This window comes from Paenibacillus enshidis (assembly GCF_042136365.1).
Lineage (GTDB): Bacteria > Bacillota > Bacilli > Paenibacillales > Paenibacillaceae > Paenibacillus > Paenibacillus enshidis.
The window spans coordinates 136,670-154,988 of record NZ_JBHHMI010000007.1 but is presented as its reverse complement, the minus strand read 5'-3'; the positions used below and the strand labels follow the sequence as shown (position 1 = coordinate 154,988).

At 53.4% G+C, this 18,319-nt stretch carries 19 protein-coding genes; 3 read left to right on the top strand and 16 right to left on the bottom strand.

Annotated elements, in window-relative coordinates; translation table 11 throughout:
- Positions 1-235 precede the first annotated feature (235 nt).
- From ACE41H_RS10715 to ACE41H_RS10650, 14 genes are all read right to left on the bottom strand, one after another.
- Positions 236-727 carry a hypothetical protein gene (locus ACE41H_RS10715; protein ID WP_355321521.1) on the bottom strand — a complete coding sequence of 164 codons (492 nt, stop codon included), beginning with the start codon at positions 725-727 and terminating at the stop codon, positions 236-238.
- 277 nt (positions 728-1,004) lie between these two features.
- Positions 1,005-1,229: a helix-turn-helix domain-containing protein gene (locus tag ACE41H_RS10710; protein ID WP_018885466.1), complete on the bottom strand. Its 225-nt coding sequence runs from the start codon at positions 1,227-1,229 to the stop codon at positions 1,005-1,007.
- Between the two features lie 212 nt (positions 1,230-1,441).
- Entirely contained in the window at positions 1,442-2,743 is a 1,302-nt protein-coding gene (locus tag ACE41H_RS10705) for a type III PLP-dependent enzyme (protein ID WP_375355219.1), read from the bottom strand.
- A gap of 14 nt (positions 2,744-2,757) precedes the next feature.
- Positions 2,758-3,789 carry a Gfo/Idh/MocA family protein gene (locus ACE41H_RS10700; protein ID WP_375355218.1) on the bottom strand — a complete coding sequence of 344 codons (1,032 nt, stop codon included), beginning with the start codon at positions 3,787-3,789 and terminating at the stop codon, positions 2,758-2,760.
- Complete coding sequence (locus ACE41H_RS10695) at positions 3,786-4,925, bottom strand: glycosyltransferase family protein (RefSeq protein ID WP_375355217.1); 1,140 nt, start codon at positions 4,923-4,925, stop codon at positions 3,786-3,788. The genes ACE41H_RS10700 and ACE41H_RS10695 overlap by 4 nt, the downstream gene beginning before the upstream one ends.
- 52 nt (positions 4,926-4,977) lie before the next feature.
- Positions 4,978-6,372 (bottom strand): hypothetical protein, encoded by a 1,395-nt coding sequence (locus ACE41H_RS10690; protein ID WP_375355216.1) that lies wholly within the window; start codon positions 6,370-6,372, stop codon positions 4,978-4,980.
- Positions 6,373-6,422: 50 nt separating this feature from the next.
- Positions 6,423-7,235 carry an ABC transporter permease gene (locus tag ACE41H_RS10685; RefSeq protein ID WP_375355215.1) on the bottom strand — a complete coding sequence of 271 codons (813 nt, stop codon included), beginning with the start codon at positions 7,233-7,235 and terminating at the stop codon, positions 6,423-6,425.
- A 1-nt stretch (position 7,236) separates the two neighbouring features.
- Complete coding sequence (locus ACE41H_RS10680) at positions 7,237-8,043, bottom strand: ABC transporter permease (protein WP_375355288.1); 807 nt, start codon at positions 8,041-8,043, stop codon at positions 7,237-7,239.
- A 4-nt stretch (positions 8,044-8,047) separates the two neighbouring features.
- Positions 8,048-9,040 (bottom strand): ABC transporter ATP-binding protein, encoded by a 993-nt coding sequence (locus ACE41H_RS10675; RefSeq protein ID WP_375355214.1) that lies wholly within the window; start codon positions 9,038-9,040, stop codon positions 8,048-8,050.
- A 12-nt stretch (positions 9,041-9,052) separates the two neighbouring features.
- Positions 9,053-10,078, bottom strand: a complete 1,026-nt coding sequence (locus ACE41H_RS10670; protein ID WP_375355213.1) for a BtrH N-terminal domain-containing protein — start codon at positions 10,076-10,078, stop codon at positions 9,053-9,055.
- Complete coding sequence (locus ACE41H_RS10665; RefSeq protein ID WP_375355212.1) at positions 10,071-10,316, bottom strand: acyl carrier protein; 246 nt, start codon at positions 10,314-10,316, stop codon at positions 10,071-10,073. Before ACE41H_RS10665 ends, ACE41H_RS10670 begins: the two co-directional genes overlap by 8 nt.
- A gap of 41 nt (positions 10,317-10,357) precedes the next feature.
- Positions 10,358-11,728 (bottom strand): preATP grasp domain-containing protein, encoded by a 1,371-nt coding sequence (locus ACE41H_RS10660; protein WP_375355211.1) that lies wholly within the window; start codon positions 11,726-11,728, stop codon positions 10,358-10,360.
- A gap of 46 nt (positions 11,729-11,774) precedes the next feature.
- Positions 11,775-12,968: a radical SAM protein gene (locus ACE41H_RS10655; protein WP_375355210.1), complete on the bottom strand. Its 1,194-nt coding sequence runs from the start codon at positions 12,966-12,968 to the stop codon at positions 11,775-11,777.
- Positions 12,969-13,017: 49 nt separating this feature from the next.
- A complete protein-coding gene (locus ACE41H_RS10650) occupies positions 13,018-13,296 on the bottom strand; it encodes a phosphopantetheine-binding protein (protein WP_375355209.1) in 279 nt (92 codons plus the stop codon).
- Between the two features lie 370 nt (positions 13,297-13,666).
- Here ACE41H_RS10650 and ACE41H_RS10645 point away from each other — a divergent pair, with 370 nt between their 5' ends.
- Genes ACE41H_RS10645 through nagA form a run of 3 tightly spaced genes read left to right on the top strand, consistent with a single transcriptional unit; the run spans position 13,667 to position 16,448 of the window.
- Positions 13,667-14,530 (top strand): MurR/RpiR family transcriptional regulator, encoded by an 864-nt coding sequence (locus ACE41H_RS10645; protein WP_375355208.1) that lies wholly within the window; start codon positions 13,667-13,669, stop codon positions 14,528-14,530.
- Entirely contained in the window at positions 14,530-15,258 is a 729-nt protein-coding gene (nagB, locus tag ACE41H_RS10640) for a glucosamine-6-phosphate deaminase (RefSeq protein WP_375355207.1), read from the top strand. Before ACE41H_RS10645 ends, nagB begins: the two co-directional genes overlap by 1 nt.
- Positions 15,255-16,448 carry an N-acetylglucosamine-6-phosphate deacetylase gene (nagA, locus tag ACE41H_RS10635; protein ID WP_375355206.1) on the top strand — a complete coding sequence of 398 codons (1,194 nt, stop codon included), beginning with the start codon at positions 15,255-15,257 and terminating at the stop codon, positions 16,446-16,448. The genes nagB and nagA overlap by 4 nt, the downstream gene beginning before the upstream one ends.
- A 74-nt stretch (positions 16,449-16,522) precedes the next feature.
- On the opposite strand, the gene ACE41H_RS10630 is transcribed toward nagA, so the two are convergent.
- Complete coding sequence (locus ACE41H_RS10630; RefSeq protein WP_375355205.1) at positions 16,523-17,167, bottom strand: sortase; 645 nt, start codon at positions 17,165-17,167, stop codon at positions 16,523-16,525.
- A gap of 244 nt (positions 17,168-17,411) precedes the next feature.
- Positions 17,412-18,269, bottom strand: coding sequence for a YhcN/YlaJ family sporulation lipoprotein (locus tag ACE41H_RS10625; RefSeq protein WP_375355204.1), 858 nt, complete (start codon positions 18,267-18,269; stop codon positions 17,412-17,414).
- Positions 18,270-18,319 lie beyond the last annotated feature (50 nt).

Below are 18,319 nucleotides of genomic sequence, written 5' to 3'. Positions count from 1 at the left end.
TTGTTTTTATTGCTTTTATTGCTTTTATTCCTTTTCCACCATTTCTCCACCGCTATGCACCCTACATTCCGACTTCGCGGGGAAGTCATTTGTTATCTGTTTAAAATCGGTTGTAGAAACATTTAATCACAAAAAGGGCTTCATTGTCACCTAAGAATTTGCTGCTTCTCAGGATTGGAGAATCCTAGTTTCTCCAAAATGTTAACAAAAATTCAAAAACAAAAAACAACCGGCCTCAGCCAGTTGTTCCCCGTTCCACAAAGTATTTATTCGTCATGTAGTAAGCTTCACCTCTGGATGTCTCAACCATTCCCTTTTTACTGTCCAGGAATACGATTTCCCTGCATTTCGTGCAGTACCATTTCGTTCTCTTGAAGGGTGATTCCGTGACGTAGGCCGTTCCGCATTTGCAGTCGATTTTGATGAGAATCTCAGAAGCTTTATAAGCGTTCGATAGCTGTTTCATACTGTGGTCATGCTGTTGCTGAACAGGAGCAAGCACTTCCTGATAGCTTGAGTGAGCGTTATGCACCTTAAAATCGGCAACAAGCTCCGAATGCAGCCCGAAGAATTCTTTACCGATCTCGGTGACGAACTTGCGCCCGTTTCGGTAACAATCCATCCATTCTCGGATCTGTTGATTAGACAAAGGCACAGTGCCCTTGATGCCACTGTTTAAGGTATAGGTCATGATGTATAATGTATCCTCTTGTCTATTACCGTACATTAGAAGCCTCCTTTAGATTCTCTGCTAATGTACTACAAACCTGAAAAAACATCAACGAGTTCCCCTATATAAAAAGGCAGAGGGATACATTCCCATGGAAACAAAGTACATACGTTATTATATCGCAAAATTCGATGATTCGGAAATACATTCTTTTCTCCAAAGCCAAATAAGCCGTCCCCCGTAAATCCGGAAACGGTTTTCAAACAAAACCCCCTCCCCTATCCTTCCTGAAAGATAGTGAGAGAGGGCATGCCTCCACGGAAAGCGTAAGTAGCTAGATTTTGAGCTCTCCGAGCTTAATTAGCTCTACGACCGCTTGTGAACGACCCTTAACATTCAGCTTCTGCATGACATTGGAAATATGATTACGCACCGTCTTTTCGCTAATGAATAGCTGGCCAGCTATGTCACGTGTTGTCTTGTCCTGCACCAGCAGTTCAAATACTTCACGTTCACGGTGAGTGAGCAAAAATTTGCTTTTATGGTCGCTACCCTTCAAGTTCACCCCTCCTTGCCCGGGTTTATGTGGTGTAACAAGGTTAAGGGATACAGTCAACATATTTTATGTAAAGATGACAGGGTTGGTTCTGTATAAGCAGAAAAATGGGCATAGGAGGCTGTATATGCATCAAAGAAAAACCCACTGCCGTATCGGCGCGGGCTGAAAAGGATATTATGTATGCGGTTTGCCCGGCAAACGGGCCGCAAGTCCTATATCTTCTGAAGCGTCTTTGGCAGGATCAGACGTTGATGCCGCAAGGCATCTGTGCGGTTGCCATGTTCCCGGATTACATACACTTGCCCGCCAGCCGCGAGCAGTTCCGCCGGAGCCGGATGACCGAGAAAATCGACCGGACTATAGCTGAGGCCGTATGCGCCGGCATTGGGAATGCCGATGTAGTCATCTTCCCTGATGAGCGGCAGCTTCGCTTTTCGTACAAGACAATCCTCGGGCGTACACAGCGGGCCGACTACGGTGACCTCTTCTTCCTGATCAGCCTGTTCGGGATTATCTCCGCCCTGCTTGCGGTTATGTACACTGAAGACCCTCACCGGAAAATTATCGCGCAGCCTGCGGCCCCGGAAAGCTGCCGATGCGTAATGATTCATGCCTCCGTCCGTGACGGCAAACTTTTCCCCCTTGGACGTCTTGGTGTACAGCACCTTGGCCACATACATGCCAGACTGGGCAACCAGATACCTTCCGCTCTCGATGATCAGGCGGACCCCGGGCATGCGCTGCACCGCTTCTGCTGCCAGTCTGTTGAGATGCTGCAGCACCCGGTCCATATCGAGCGGCTGTTCATGAGCAAAATAAGGAATGCCAAAGCCGCCGCCCAGATTAATACTGTGAACGGGCAGGCTGTATTTCACACCAATCTCTCCGGCAAGCCTGACGGTGTTCTCAAACGATCCAATAATGTCCTCAGCCTTCAGCATCTGTGTACCCGTATAGATCTGAATGCCCTGAAATTGAATATGCCTGCATTCCCGGAGAGCTGCGAAGAAAACATCCAGCTGGGATTCATCCACTCCGAACGGGCGGGCAGTTCCGCCCATTTTAATCGTTGCTCCGGATACATCCGCGTCAGGATTAATGCGGACGGCGGCCCGCACACGGGCACCGCTGCGCTCCGCCGCTTTTTCCAGCAGCCGCAGCTCGCGGACTGATTCAACATTCACGCACCCGATCCCTGTCTCCACGGTCTCATTCAGTTCGGACTCCGTTTTCCCCGGCCCGGCAAAGATAATATCCTCCGGCTCATAACCTGCTTTAAGAGCTGTATACAGCTCTCCTGACGATGCGATCTCCGCCCCGCAGCCAAGGGAGCGCAGCAGCGCGGCGATGCTCACATTCCCGTTCGCTTTCAGCGCATAATGCAGCTTGACCGCCGGATGCAGGCGGGCGAGCATGCTGCTCACATGAGAACACAAGGCATCTCCGTCATACAGAAAAAACGGAGTCCTGTGGCTCCGGATTATGGACAATAGCTGATCATCCGGTATATTCAAGAAGACCTCTCCCTTCATTTTATGCTGCTCTGGCAGGCTGATTGATAAATGGAATCCAGCAGCCTGATCCGTTCCGCCGACTCCTGAAAAGGCACAGGCGCGGCCATGCCGCGGACCATACGGCAAAAATGGTCCAATTGGTTGACATAATAATTCATGGGCCGAAATTCGGTTTTAGCCGGTATCTGTCCGGGCTGCCGTATCCGAAGTGTCATTTTATAAAATCCGAGGTTGGCGCGAAAGCAGTCATGCAGGGAAACCACCGCATGCTCGAAGGTCAGGGTGTGCGAACAGCGATAAGGGCGTTCGAAAGAGAAAAGAGCAACCGCGCTCAAGCCGTCCGGATATTCCGCCTGCGCCTGAAATGTCCAGTCACAGCCTCCCGGTCCGTCGAAGGAAGATTGCCCCTGAAAGCCGGCCCCCTCCAGCCCGGCCACCGTCTGCAGAAACTGCAGCCAGTACACGCCGAGATCCCGGAAGCAGCCGCCCCCTTGCTCGGGGCGGCTGCGGTAATTGTCCATATGCCCATTTTGGGCAGGGATGCACAGACTGGTTTCCACCAAACGCAGCCTGCCGAAGCTGCGATCATTTACCATGGCACGCAGCTTGTCCTGCCAGGGATGATGCCTGACCATCACCCCTTCCAGCAGGCATGGCCCACCCGGCTGCAGTGCTGACTCGATCAGGCCCAGTTCATCTGTGTGCAGGCACAGCGGCTTTTCGACCAGCACGTGCTTGCCAGCGTTCAGCGCCTTTGCAATCCATTCGGCGTGCAGGTCGTTGCTGAGCGCAATATACACGGCATCCACCTGACTGTCGCTTAATAACTCTGCGGGTGTCCGGTACACCGTGCCGATGCTGTACCGTTCCGCCATCATTTCGGCTTTGGCGGCGGTCCGGTTCGTGACGGCCACAACTGCCGTATCCTCAACAAAGCGGGCAGGCTCAAGCAGCGCGCGCGGCACGATGGACGAGCAGCCGATCACGCCAAACCGGACGGGCTTTTCCGTCGGGAAAGACGCCGCATATGCGGCGGCAGTATTCATCGGCCCCCCTCCCACACACCGGGAACGGTCTGCGCAGGGTGCAAGCCAAGGCGCTGTGCCAGCAGTGCCGCACATTCCGGGGTCCGCTTTTTCGTCTCCAGCATGGCCGTATGCATCTGCTCCAGGATGTCCGCACGGCCGCCGTATTCCGTAATCCAGCGCTCGTATCGGATGCCGAATCCAAGCTCCTCCCACAGGTCAGCATTGTCCTTCTCATGCGCACCGAATGGCTCCAGCATGATGAGCGGTGTCGCGGATGCAAACGAATCGGTCAGGGTTCCCCCTCCCGGCTTGCTGACAATCGCCTTCATCCGGCGCTGCTGTGCATATAATAGATGATATTCCTCCTGATTGCCGTACAGGGTCTCTTTCCCCGGATGAACTTCGGCAAACGGAGGAAAGATATGCCCTCCCCCCGCTTCCGTTTGCCACGTCCGCCACTGCGGATCCATCCGGTAATATCGTCTGCCAGGCTGTCCGACAGGGGCATCATCGTTATACAGTATCATGTCCAGTCCGTAACCGGCGGCCTCCAGCTGATCCAGCTTTTCACGATAGGTGCCCATTCCCCAGCCGCCGCCATGCACGAACAGCCGCTGTTCACGCTCCGGGTAGGGCACAAGGGGAACAGGCACATCAATGTAGCAGTTTATGCTGCCAGAGGCACGGTCAAACAGAGTTAGCTGGCCGCAGCCCGCAGCAAATTGCGGCCGGTGCCGCGCAACATTTTTCCAGGACGGGGAGGGTGTAGAATCCATATACAGCAGCTCGATGTGGAGAGGAACTCCGCTTCGCCGGGACCGGTACTCCTCCAGAACATACATCCAATGGCCTGACAAACAGATGAAATGGCAGCGATCCTCCTCGCACCAAAGGGACAAAAGCCGTTCCAGCGCTTCCGGATCGATGGATTCACTCATATCCTGCGGGATTTTTTGCGACATCAGCGCAATCTTGAAATTGTCATGATAGGCTTTACGATTCTGGTCCACCTTGATACGGGCGGATTCCGGTAGCACATTCTCGAATACATGAACAGCCGTCCCGATGCCAAGCCTGCGCAGTCCCCCTTCAATCAGCAATCCGGGCGTATAGAAACCCAATCCGAAACCGGAGCACAATACCGTAACCTTCATTTCCCTTCCCCCCAGCTATGTCAAAAAATGAATTTCCTTTCACCAATTGCAGCTAATTTAAGATGGCAAACCGGTTATCGGTAAAAAAACGCTCCAGCCGCTCTGTCAATTGCGCTTTTTTATCCTGATTCTCAGCGATCATCGCAAGGTAAAGCCGGCCTTTTCCTTTTCGTCCCGTACTTTCATCACTGCTCGCATCATTGCCCGGAATGACCGCATCCCTTCCGCCTGTATTCACATAAAGCGTATTGGCCGAGAGAGGCATTACCCCTTCTTCCCGGCTTCCCGTAAAAAGCAGCTCCGCCTGCTCCAGCTTGTCCAGCAGAGACTCGTATGGCAGTGTCCCTTGATGGGACAGCGTGTAATGGGTCATGCTGCCCTGCAGCGACCGTTCCGCCAAAAGCAAATCAATGCGGTGCTTGATCAGGCTCATGGAACGCCGCGCATTGATTTCGACAATTTCTTCCAGACTTCCGTCCCTGAGGGTCATTGAATCCACACATACATCCCCGAAATAACCGTCTGCCCACAGCTGTCTGCCGACCGCCCTCATCAGCGAAAAATAACCCTTCTCTTCAAGCATCTCCATGAATCCCGGATCAGGCAGCAGCGACTCTCTGTAGGAAAAGCTCGCATTCGCCAGCAGCTGAACAGATACGATGTCCACTTCCCCGGTCTCGGAAACGACAAATTGGCAAGAGAAATCCCGCTCTTTCTCCAGAAAAGGCTCCAATATGAAGCAAAGCCTCTTCCCTTTCCGTTCCTGCTGCCCCAGATACGCCACGATCCGCTCCAGCATTTGCGCGGAAGTGATATGCAGATTGCCCTTGCCGGACACGCCAAAATCGTCCTTCACCAGAAAAGTGCCCCCGGCCAGCAGCTTCCGCCCTTCCTGCTCCAGGTCCACGGAGCTTGTTACAATCAGACCGGGATTGCTCAGCCCAAAGCGCTTTTTGAGCATGGAGGAGTAAGTTTTGCCATTCACTTTGCGGATCGTCTCCAGGCACGGCTGATGGATACGGATGCCCCAGGCTTTTGCCGCCTCCTCCGTGTAGGGAAGGTATGCAAACGGAGTGAGCAGGCAGTCCTTCAATCCCGGCAGTCCTTGCAGGCCGTCGTCTCTGCGTTTGCAGAGCAGCTCGAAGACGGATGCAGCGGAGTCGCGCGCAGGGGGTTCGTCTCCGCCCAGATCATGCTCATTGACGGCGGGCCTGAAGCCGAACCCGGAGATATACTGCCTGTGTACAGAAGACATGGCATAACGGGTAAGCAGCACATCCCCCTGCCCGCAGAAGCAAAACAGCAGTTCATCCATCGCTGCGACAATCGCAGAACTGGACCGGTCCGGCAAAGCGGGCAGGGACGCGGTTTCCGGGTCCCTCCAATAAGCTTCCGCCTCAAAGGTTCCCATATAAAGACGCTTCAGCGCAGGTATATCAGTTCCCATTCATCTCTTCCTCCCCGAAAAATAGAATGCTGCTCCTTTTCCCACGCCGGTCATTGACTGGCACTGGTATAACCTCGCAGCGCGAACTGCCATAGCAGCCGCACAAGCAGCAGCAGCCAAAGCGGCGCCAATACAGCCCACAGCAGCATGCCGCCGTTCATCATGCCCAGCACAAACATCGGCGGAAAATTGCAGATGACGAATACCGGCAGCACAAAAATGCCAATCCTCTGAATGAGATTGCTGTATACCGACATCGGCACGTAATTCGTTTCAAACAGGCTGTTCGACAATTCCGTCACCCCGTTCGTACGGATGGTCCAGAAGCCCAGCATTTGCGGCAGCAGAAAGACCGAATAAGCGGTAAGCACACCGGCTACGATCAGCAAAGCAAAACCGCCAATCGCGTCCCAAGTGAACGGAAGCTGCAGACGGTGCCAGCCGATGCCTGCCATAATGCCGCCCCCCACGACATTCGGGATGGTGTACCCGAGATCGAATTGCCGCAGAGTGACAATAAACTGCAGGGAGACCGGCTGGGTCATCAGCACATCCAGCGAGCCTGTACGGATTTTGGCCGGGAGACCGGTAAAATTGCTGTAAAAAAGCCCGCTGTACAGGCCGCTCATGATCGTAAACACCCCGATATACAGAAGCACCGCATCCGGGGACCATCCGTTGATGTCCGTGCCTGTCCGGTAAGGGACCGAAGCATAGAGCAGCTTGATGAGCAGGTAAGCCGTCTCCACGAGAAATGCGGTGATAAAATTGATCCGGTATTCCATTTGCGACATGACGGAAAATTTGATGAACCGCCCATACAACCTGGCATAGCGGATACAGGTCCGCAGCAAATTGCTCATTTTACCCTCCTACTGACACAAAGCGTCTGACACCCGCGCGCCATACAACGCCTGAAAGAATAAAAAGGACGGCAATCCAGAAAACCTGTACCCCGATTCCAGCTGCAATAAGGGGGCCTTCCAGCTTTCCAGTGATCGCATTCACGGGAAAAAACACCGTATAAGCAAATGGCAGCAGGCTCAGCAGCCTGCCTGCCACATCCCCGAATATCGTCAGTGGAAAGACGGTTCCGCTCGCTACGTAAATGACGAGAGACAGCGTATAGAACAGCCCCGAGGATTCCGTAACCCAGAAGGCCATGCCGCTGAGCGTATAATAGACGAGAAAATTCAGCAGCAGCGCTCCGGGCAGAGTCAGCATATACAGCAAAAGATGCGTCATTGAAAAGTCAGTGCCGCCTGACAGACGGAGCCCGACCAGCATACAGACAGCGCCTGCCCAAATGACCATGCTCTGCACCGCTTTGCCGCCGGCAAACCGGAAAAAACGATAGGCAAAATAATGAACAGGCTGCACAAGAAATTTGCCAAGGCCGCCCTCCTTGATATCCGCCGCAATCTCGTATTCAAATCCGGCCGCAATCAGCCTGCCGGTGACCGCCGCCATCACCACATAAATAAGCATTTCCTCCAGCGTATAACCAAGCAGCCGCCGTTCGCCCGAAGAGCCAAAAACAGCAAGCCAGAGAAATACCTGTGTCATTAACGGCAGGGTGAAGGAAAAAAGCTGCAGCCAATAGTTCGTCCTGTACTCCATCTCATTCTGCATGCCGAGCAAAAATACTTTGACATACTTGTTATTTTCAATCGGATTATTTCGCATCAGCCCATCTGCCTTCGTTGTACAGATTTTCAATGCCCTCCTCCAAAGGCACATCCTCAATGGTAAAATCCACAACAGGCAGCGCATCAAGCACCTTTTTCGACCAACCGAGCGTATCTTCCGCATCCACCTCAAAAACAGCCTCCATCTGGCTGCAGGACCGGACGCTGCCCAGACCCGTTAGCTGCTTCCGGGCAATCGGCTCAGCCAATCGAACCTTGAGCAGCTTGCGGGCGCCGAGCCGCTCATTGACACTCTTCAGATCCCCGTCATAGACAAGGCCCCCGCCGCTAATAATGATCGCCCTTGTGCATAAATCCTCGATATCCTTCATGTAATGGCTGGTCAGCAGCACCGTGGTCCGGTGCTGCCGGTTATACGCCTTGAAGAATTCCCGGATTCGGCGCTGGGATACCATATCCAGACCGATGGTCGGCTCATCCAGCAAAATCACCTTCGGCCGGTGCAGCAGCGCGGCAATCAGCTCCATTTTCATACGTTCCCCGAGCGACAGCCGCCGCACCTGCACATGCATCTGCTCCTCCACACCGAGCAGCGTCACCAGTTCGTCCAGCGAAGCGCGGTATTCATGGTCGCCGATTTCGTAAATCAGCTTGTTCAGCTCAAAGGATTCGCTTGCAGGCAAATCCCACCATAGCTGGTTTTTCTGGCCCATGACGATGGAAAACTGCCTTTTGAATTCCTTCTGCCGTTTCCAGGGCGTAAATCCCAGCACGGAAGCTTCGCCACTGCTCGGATGCAGAATGCCTGACAGCATTTTCAGAGTCGTCGTTTTGCCCGCCCCGTTCGGCCCGAGAAAACCGACCATTTCGCCCTCCCTGACGGAAAAGCTGACATCCCTGACGGCTTCCTTGGCCAGCTTTTCCCTGCGAAACAGGTTTTGCAGCGATTTCCGCACACCCGGTTCTTTTTTGTAGTACGTAAATGTTTTCGACAATCGGTTCAGTGTAATGGCCGGCAAAACGTTTCCCCCTCACTCATGTTGTGAAGCGTGTTCCACAAGAGGCAGCAGGCCTTCAAGCAGCCGGTACTGCTGATCGGCCAGTTCATTGGCACGGTTGATGATGGCCGGCACGCGGCGTCTGTCGAGCTGCAGACCGGTCTTGTAGATCAGAAGATTAAGGCGGTGCCAGCCGGCATAAAGCTCTTTTGCCCCGTCCGCGATCAAGCCCGCTTCCGCCCCCAGCGTTTCCTGATGAAACAAGGCATAATCATGGAGATAATCCGTCAGGGTAAGTGCAGTACCAATCCGCAGCTGGTAATAAATCTCTCCACAGTGGTGCCGGAATTCCTGATCATTCATACCGGACAGCAGTTGAAAATCCGCTATGAAGGCACGATAAGCCGCATCTCCTTTCCTGAACCGTGGCTCGTCACTCCGGCCAGTCAGATAATCCCGGATATGCAGGGCACACGCTTGATACATTCTGGCTGGTGAAAGCGCGGCTGGAGGGAGCGCCAGCCAGGCATAATCCAGTATTCCACCCAGCAGATCATCCAGGCGGGCAGTACCCGTGTATTGAAACGCCTGGCCTGATGAGTCCAGCAGGAAGCTGTCTGATACATGGACAGTCCCTGACTCCGCATCCAGGCCGTGCAGCTCGATTACATGTCCGCGCGCGCGGTTGATGACGTAAATCTCGTGATACGTCAAGGCTGCGCTGGATACGTGCAGCATCGTGCCGTACCCGCTATGCAGTACCTTCACCAGCTTGTGCGGATCGCTGTCCTGCGGATCCCAGGCTTCAACCCGGATGGCAGGGCCACCGGAAGCCGTAATTCTGCGCAGCTGGTCCCCGAAGGTTCCCGGACCAAACGGACGCAGTTCGCCCTCATATTCCGCGTTCATGCTGCCCGCCAATAGAAACAAATCAGCCTCGGCAGCTGCAATGCCTCGGTGCTGCAGCAAGCCGCACAGGGAAGAATAGAGGCAATGCTTGCCTACCCGGCTTACTCCCGATACGGACTGCCCATGTAAAGCTGCCCCCGCCTTACGCATATCTGCCCAGGAGCTGTCCGATTCCCTCGAGCGTGGACAGCTTATCAAGCACCAGATTATCGTCATCGATCATAATATTTAGTTCGTTCTCCAGTTCTACAATCAATTCAACCGCCGACAGCGAATTGAGGCCAAGGCTGCGCAGGTCCCTGTCCGGTTCCAGTCCATCCAGCTCTCCAGCCGGCAGCTTTAACACCTTTTCCAGCAGAGGCACCACGATGTTTGCCGTCGTCTCCATCTGAATTCCTCCATTCTCTCGCAGGTTTCATATCATAAAATTCATGTGTGCAGGGCCTGTACTTGCTGCAGATCGGCTAATGTACGTTCCAGCCGGTGCGCATAATCTTCAGCCTCTTCCCAGCTGTCTGCGGTAATCAGCGTGAAAATACGGCTGATGAATCCCTGCTTCAGCCGGGCCGCAGAAAGGGTACCTGCCGTATACACGATCACCCCTTCCCGGCGCTCGGCTCCGTACAGCAGCCCATTCTCCCGGAGCAGCCCGCAGAGGGATTCATACGTCAGCCGCTCAGCAGAGACAACCCGGTAATAACGGGACAAAAACTTGCGTTCTCCAAGCACGGCGGATACAAACGAAATATAGGTCGAGAGTGTCAACCTGCCGTTGATTTCAATAACCGGAAAGAGCCGGCCGCCCTCATCCACAAAACCGTCAATGGACGCAATTCCGGTATAACCGACGGCAAAGAGGGAGGCGCCAAGCTGTTCCGCACAGCCGCGGATCTCCTCCTCCAGCCTGTTGCCCAGTTCCGCAGGCATGCGGGAGCCGGTATACACCGTTCCGGCAAGCTGCTGCACCTTCAGTGAAAACAGGGTCACTCCGCCATCCATACCGATATAAATCTGGTAATTCAGATCCAGCTGTTTGTCATACCACCGTTCCACCAGCCAGCCGGCCGCAAGGGAATCACGTCCGGCAAAGCGCTTCATCACATTCAGAACCCCATTCAGCCGGGACATGTCCTCGACGAGAACCATGCCTTTGCCGGAAGCCCCGTGCGGCTGCTTGATAATAAAGCGGACGGGACCCGCGGCTTCCGCCGCGATGCGGGTGCACGCCGCCTGCACCTCCGTTTCATCCTGGCATACGGCCCCTTCTGTAACCGGAAAACCGAGATGTTCAGCCATCCTGCGGCTGAACATCTTGTCATTCACACGTACGCACAAATCCGAGCACGCTCCGAGCAAGGTAAGGGAGCAGCGTTCCGCAACCTCCTCTTCCTTCCATGTCACGGCATAGGGCATCAGATAAGCGCCGCCCGCTTCCTGCGATGCGGTCTGCAGCCGCTGCAGCAGCCCTTCATCAGCAAGTACCAGCTCGGAAATCGGCATCAGCGGGTCGGAAGGCTCGGGCACCTCGATCCGGGGAATGGTGAACCCCATTCGCTGCAGCGACTCCAGATAATGCGGTTCCGGCTGCTCCCGCAGCACGAGTATATCCTGACTGCGGCAGAGCAGCAGGTTCATTTCCTCCATCCGGTTCACCACGGTCTGCTCCGCCGGATCGGCGATTCCCCGTGAACCGGGATGCCATACCTCCTCAGCGCCAATATTGAACAGCCAGACGAACACATGCTGACTGCGGTTGGTTGAGAGCGCTGCCAATACATTTACATCCGAAATACGATCCATCACGTGCATCTCCTTTTTAATACTGCTGTGCCGGCCTGGCTGCCGCTCAAATATATTTCAGTGATCCGGCTCCATGGAGATACAGCACACTGCATTTGGAGCATACAGGTGTCAGCCCGTTTTCGTTGATGATGGACCGGGTCTTTTCATATTGGTCGGATTCCCAGATTTCCTTCAGACTGTGCTCCCGCAGGCTGCCGATCGTGAACTCACTGAAAAACTTGCAGGGCATAACCTTCCCGTCCGGCAAAATGTCAGTGCGTGAATTCAGGGCAAGACAGCGTGAGGAGCAGCGGCTGACCATTTCATCGCCATGAATGAATTTGCCGATTTCCTCGAAGTCGAGGCCAGGCTGATAACGGACACGGATATTCCATACACGCTCATTGATACGGCGGAGCTCCTGCATGAGCGGCTCGATGTTGTCCGGATTGATTTTGTATTTAAAGGCATGCCAGCTGCTGATATTGTTTTCCTCAAGCGAGCGCAGCCAGGAGAAGTTACGGGAAAAATAGTCGTCCATCTTAAGTGAGGTTTCTTTGGAGATATACCATGGGAACGTAAGCAGCACGAGATCCAGCCCCATGCTTTCGAACATTTCGAGAAATTCGAACATCCGCCCGATCATGTTGTCATTGATGACCGCGTGCACGGTTACTCTGCCTTTATACAGGCCCTGGTCGCGGAGCTCGATCAGCCGCTGCATCTGTGCCATCGTTTTTTTGAAGGTGCCTTTGCCGCGGATCAGATCATGCTCCCGCTCGAAGCCCTCAACGGCGATCAACAGCTCCAGATTTTCCGACAGGTCCAGAATCCGGTCCAGATACTTGTCGATCAGCAGGCCGTTCGTACAAAACGTCATCTCCCGCCGGTCTTCGGCCAGCACGTCCAAAATTTCAGCAAAGCGGCGGTGGAACATCGGTTCTCCACCCCACATATACAAGCGGGATTTGACCTCCTTCGTCTCCTGTAAAATTTGTCTGAGCAGCGCAGGGTCCAAATCCATATTCTGTTCTTCCTTGTCCATCTGGTGGTGGTAGCCGTCCTCATTCCATTCAAAGCAGTGAGTACAGCGGAGATTACAGCGGTTCGTCAGCTTGATGCCGATCGTCTGAGGCATGTCCGTCCTGAAGGAAGGGTCCTTGACGGAGTTGCGGTAGGAAAGCGATGCGTTTTTCAAATTTCTTTTGATCAGCTTGAATGCCTTCTCGTCAATCAACACGTTGCTTTTCGGTTGCATGGTTATGCACCTCGCTTATCGATTTGATGAATCTTAACGCGTCATGCCGTCATACTGTCCCGATTTCCGTTGTCTCCGCGAATCCGGGGTTTTCCCTCATTTCCCGAATATAACCGCAGAAGGCATCAATCGAACTCAGATATTCCAGTTCAAAATCTTCAAAATCGATTTCCACGTCAAATTCATCTTCAATCTTCAGCATAAAGTGCACCAGCTGCAGGGAATCCAGACCTGCGTCATGAATAATATCCGAGGTGCCATCAAGCTTCCCGGCGAGTTCCGGGTCTTCCTTCACTTCACTGATCATGCGGATTACTTGGCTCTGCATTTCAATTCCTCCTCCTTTTCTTTGGCGGCCGGACGGCCGGCAAGCGAGGGGCGGGGCGCAGGCGAGTTTCTCTGGATGATCCGCCCAGCAAGTCATGGGCATGCAAAGATACAATGACAGCACAGAAAATACAGACAGAATTCTCCTCCTAATTCCATACATGGAACTATATACAATTATAACTCTCGTTAATTGCCATTCGTCAATAGCGTAAAATGTAGTAATTTGTAAAATTTAACGGGAGATCATCATTTTTTGCTTCCTCTTGATTTTGGAGCTGAAATTTCCTATGATGATTATGAAAATAATTTTCTTAAAAATCGCATATAAATTTAAAATAATTTTCATGAAGAAAAGAGGCGACGATCCCATGTCGGCCATTTTGAAGACACTGCAAAGGGAGCTCGCGGCCCTGCCTCTGCAGGAACGCAGACTTGCCGAGACGATTCTGGCTTCACCTGATGCGGTCATACGGCTTGGCATCAAGGAGCTGGCCGAAGAGGGAGGTGTCAGTCCCGCGACGGTAACCCGTTTTTGCAAATCCCTTCATTTCAAGGGTTATCCCGATTTTAAAATGAAGCTGGCCGCCGAAATCAGCCATCCGGCGACAGAGGCGACTTATCAGGACATTGTGGCCGGTAACCCGCTTCCGGTCATCGTGCAAGCGATTGAGTCCAACCATATCGCCTCCATCACCGACACGACCCGTCTGCTTGATTTGGAACGATTGGAGCAAGCGGTACAGCTGCTCTGCAGTGCAGGCAGGATCGATCTCTACGGCATGGCGACCTCCTCCATCGTGGCGCAGGATTTCTACCAGAAGCTGATCCGGATCGGAGCCAACAGCACGGCATTTCCCGACTCCCACATGCAGATTACATCCGCTTCCTCACTCGGTCCCGGAGATGTGGCCTTGGCCATATCCTACTCCGGTGAAACGCCTGAAACCATCGATGCGCTGCGGCTGGCCAAAGCAAACGGCGCACATACGATGTCGCTCACATCTTACGGCAGCAATACGCTGGCAGGCATCGCGGATATCCCGCTGTTCTCCTCTTCCCTGGAGGAAGGCATGCGCAGGGGGGATATGGCGTCCCGCATAGCCCAGCTTCATGTCATAGATATTTTGTTCACCGGAATGGTTAGCGCAGGCTTTAACCGATATATTCCAAAGCTTGAGCAGTCCTACCGCAACGTGCGGATCATCCGCAAAAAAAAGGAGGAGAATACGTAATGAACATTTGGACCTTTGAGCATGAAGAAGATTTGAGTTCCACGGGGGCGGGCATTATTGCCAGTCTGCTGCAAAGCAAGCCGCGCGCTGTGCTTGGACTTGCCACAGGCAGCTCGCCTGTCGGCATTTACCGCCATCTGACGGACATGCACCAGCGCGGCCTTGTAAGCTTTGCGCAGGCGTCAACCGTCAATCTCGATGAATATGTGGGACTCCCGGAAGGCCATCCCGAAAGCTACCGCACCTTCATGAATCATCATCTGTTTCAGCACGTGGATATCCATCCGGCCAATACCCGTGTGCCTGACGGCAATGCGGCTGATCTTGAAGCAGAATGCGCAGCTTATGACCGGCTGATTGACGAAATCGGTCCTGTGGACCTGCAGCTTCTTGGCATCGGGCATAACGGACATATCGGTTTTAATGAACCTGGGCCAAGTCTGGTTGGCGGCACACATGTTGTGGAACTGGTGGAACGGACTCGCCAGGCGAACGCCCGCTTTTTCCCATCCATTGATGAAGTCCCTGCCCAAGCCGTTACGATGGGTGTTGCCTCCATACTGAAGGCCAGACAAATCCTGCTGGTCGCACGCGGGGCGGATAAAGCGGAGATTATTCACCGTGCGCTGACCGGCCCTATTACGACCGAATGTCCCGCTTCCCTGTTGCAATGCCATCCAAATGTGGTCGTTCTGCTCGACCGGGAAGCCGGGGGGTTACTGCGATGAGTACAAAGCATAGCAACCATACCGAAATTTTATACGGGTCTGTCGTCACACCTGAAGGAATCATCGAAGATGGGGCGCTTGTGATGCAGGACGGCATCCTGCAATATGTGGGAACTGCTGCGGAAATCCCGGCAACGCTGAAAAAAGAAGCCGTACAGGGTGAGACGCGAAGTGGCTATCTGCTGCCCGGATTTATCGATATCCATGTCCATGGCGGAAACGGCGCAGACTTTATGGATGCAAATCCGGAGGCACTGGATCGGATCACTTCCTTTCATGCTTCACAAGGAACGACATCCATGCTGGCAACAACGATGACCGCCCCTAAAGACCGCATTGAGCAGGTTTTGGCCGGGGTTCACGCGTATATCTCCAGAGGCTCGGATTACGCGCAGCTTGCAGGGGTTCATCTTGAAGGACCGTTTATCAGTCCCAAGTGGCCAGGGGCACAAAATCCGGAGCATATCGCGGCTCCCAATGTAAACTGGGTTCAGGAATGGCACGGCAGCTATCCGGGATTAATCAAACAGCTTACACTTGCTCCTGAAAGGGAGGGGGCGTTGGAGTTGATTTCCTGGCTCAGGGATCATGATATTACTGCTGCGCTGGGACATACCGATGCGTCCTTTGAGGATGTTGAAGCCGCAGTAGAAGCAGGGCTGCGCCATGCCGTTCATACCTTCAACGCGATGACGCCGCTTCATCACCGCAAACCGGGCGTGGTTGGAGCCGTCATGTATGACCAGCGCATCGAAGCCGAAGTGATCGCGGATGGCATTCATGTGCATCCGGCGGCCGTTGCCGTATTGGCCAGACTAAAGCGGGATCACAACCTGATCCTCATTACGGATGCGATGTCCGCCGCCGGGCTTGAGGACGGTCATTACATGATCGGAGATCTCCCTGTCATCGTACAGGCAGGAGTTGCGCGTCTGGAGGATGGAGTCACGCTTGCGGGCAGCACGTTAACGATGATTGAAGGCTTCCGCTTTCTTGTGCAGGAGGTCGGCCTGAGCATCACCGAAGCATCCCTTGCCGCGAGTCTGAATCCGGCGATATCCATCGGAATCGACAAGCAGACAGGATCGCTTGAAGCTGGTAAGCAGGCTGACGTTCTCTTCCTGGGACCCGATTTGGACCTGAAGTCGGTCTGGATTCATGGCAAGCCGCTGGCACCACCAAGACTGTAAATTGGCAATATACCCAAAAAATAAGGTCCCTGGTTCGCCAGAGACCTTTATTGGTTGCATATGTGAATTTTCAATTACAGTTTTGCCTGAACGATCAGGCGCCGCTCTCCCCCAGGGGTACAGGTGATCAATGTCAAAATCGACTCCTGCCCCTTATCGGCAATTACGGATAGATCGGTCGGATCAACAACCGTAATCCGATCGACGGTGTAAACAAACTTTCCTGACGGGGTGGTTACCGGGATGGTATCGCCAAGTTTCACTTCATCCAGCCTGTTGAAAAGCCGTCCTTCGGTTCTTGCCCGATGAGCTGCTATTGCCACATTCCCTACAGCTCCAATCGCCGCGGTTTCGGACATGTGTACGGCAGCATGGCGCATGTTTTCCAGTGTCGCCCCTTCCAGAACCGGGAGCTTGACCCCGATCACCGGAATCTCAATGACCGCAATGGGTGTCTCTCCGTCCACACTCTTCAACAGCTCGGGCTGGACAATGGGCGCAGATTCATCTGCTTCCGCTTCCGCCAGGAGGCGGGATGCCTGCTGGTATTCGGCGGCTAAGGACGGATTCTGTCCGCCGTTTTGCTGCTCTGCTTCCCACTGAGCAGTCTTCTGCATCAGCTCATTCTGCTTATCATCTTCTTTCCATTCAAGCAGCTTGGGAGCAATGATAATCAGGACTCCAAGCAAGATTAGCAGATATGGCAGCAACCTGCGCATATGTTTATCAGCCCCTTCCTGTTTCAAAATCGTCTACTCCATAATACACGTTTTTAATTGCATGACACTTATATTTTTTGCTTCTCTAAGCGGCAGTATCGATTTCGGAAATCAGATATATTGTATCTGTCACTTCTCAACATTTTCTACACAAAAACTTTTGCCGCCTCCATTATGTAAAATGAACAAGCCGCGTCCGTCACGGTCACGGAACACGGCTTGCTCAGATACATCTACACACAAGTTACCGATTGCCGCTAATTGTCGAATTTCCGCGGTTGATGGTTCCCGGTCTTGGACCAACTCCGTCCAAGCCGATTGTTCCCGCCGGAAATAGACGATCTGCCAACGTCCGGAAATCATTCCTCATCCCGCTAAAAGGCAGCCCATTTCCCAAATCACGTGCGTAACCGCCCATCCGGGTCACAAAATCAGGATCATTAGATACGTAAACATGCTGAATATGCGGTGCATACTGTTTTATTTTGTTTGCCACTTTGTTGCGGACATGGCTTGGTAATGCAGTTGTGCCTGTTCCGGAAGTTCCGTATAACCTGTTGTTGTCAGCTATAGACCCGCGTGGAACGAGGCCATAGTTATTGCCTGTCAATCCGGGAGCGATTCCACCGGTTGTATACGGGGCTCTTGTGCCCACTGTGCCACGTATGCCCATATTCCCCATATCCGTCGTCCGTTCCCGCATCGTTGCATTCGTTCCGCGCTGCCCTTCCTGGGAAAGGGCTACATAAGCACTGTTATCGTTCACCAGCACCGTTGCGTTGCGGATTCCCTTCATTTCCGAAATACGCCGGGACAGCACCGCACTATACCGCATATTGTCGAAATTCCGGGTACCGACAACATTTGGGCTCAGATTGTCCAAATTCCGAGTACCTACAACATTTGGGTTCAGACGGTTCCGCATATCGGTGGAATTGACGCCAAACCGGTTGATCCGATTCGTATCCGTCACGCCATAACGGATGTTTTGGGTACGGACGCCGTTGCCGTTATCACGGTAGCCGCATCCTGCAATCCCGAACATACTGGCAATCAAAGCCGCCGACACGGACAAAGTGATTACTTTTTTTGCTCCAGGCATCAGCTCATCCTCCATGAAGTTAGTATGTGAGACAGGCTATAGGATGCGCG

Coding starts and splice junctions, on each gene's coding strand:
- nagB (WP_375355207.1), top strand. CDS start 14,530: ATGAACATTTGGACCTTTGAGCATGAAGAAGATTTGAGTTCCACGGGG.
- ACE41H_RS10625 (WP_375355204.1), bottom strand. CDS start 18,269: ATGCCTGGAGCAAAAAAAGTAATCACTTTGTCCGTGTCGGCGGCTTTG.
- ACE41H_RS10670 (WP_375355213.1), bottom strand. CDS start 10,078: ATGCGTAAGGCGGGGGCAGCTTTACATGGGCAGTCCGTATCGGGAGTA.
- nagA (WP_375355206.1), top strand. CDS start 15,255: ATGAGTACAAAGCATAGCAACCATACCGAAATTTTATACGGGTCTGTC.
- ACE41H_RS10695 (WP_375355217.1), bottom strand. CDS start 4,925: ATGAAGGTTACGGTATTGTGCTCCGGTTTCGGATTGGGTTTCTATACG.
- ACE41H_RS10715 (WP_355321521.1), bottom strand. CDS start 727: ATGTACGGTAATAGACAAGAGGATACATTATACATCATGACCTATACC.
- ACE41H_RS10700 (WP_375355218.1), bottom strand. CDS start 3,789: ATGAATACTGCCGCCGCATATGCGGCGTCTTTCCCGACGGAAAAGCCC.
- ACE41H_RS10630 (WP_375355205.1), bottom strand. CDS start 17,167: ATGCGCAGGTTGCTGCCATATCTGCTAATCTTGCTTGGAGTCCTGATT.
- ACE41H_RS10655 (WP_375355210.1), bottom strand. CDS start 12,968: ATGCAACCGAAAAGCAACGTGTTGATTGACGAGAAGGCATTCAAGCTG.
- ACE41H_RS10685 (WP_375355215.1), bottom strand. CDS start 7,235: ATGAGCAATTTGCTGCGGACCTGTATCCGCTATGCCAGGTTGTATGGG.
- ACE41H_RS10650 (WP_375355209.1), bottom strand. CDS start 13,296: ATGCAGAGCCAAGTAATCCGCATGATCAGTGAAGTGAAGGAAGACCCG.
- ACE41H_RS10645 (WP_375355208.1), top strand. CDS start 13,667: ATGTCGGCCATTTTGAAGACACTGCAAAGGGAGCTCGCGGCCCTGCCT.
- ACE41H_RS10690 (WP_375355216.1), bottom strand. CDS start 6,372: ATGGGAACTGATATACCTGCGCTGAAGCGTCTTTATATGGGAACCTTT.
- ACE41H_RS10660 (WP_375355211.1), bottom strand. CDS start 11,728: ATGGATCGTATTTCGGATGTAAATGTATTGGCAGCGCTCTCAACCAAC.
- ACE41H_RS10665 (WP_375355212.1), bottom strand. CDS start 10,316: ATGGAGACGACGGCAAACATCGTGGTGCCTCTGCTGGAAAAGGTGTTA.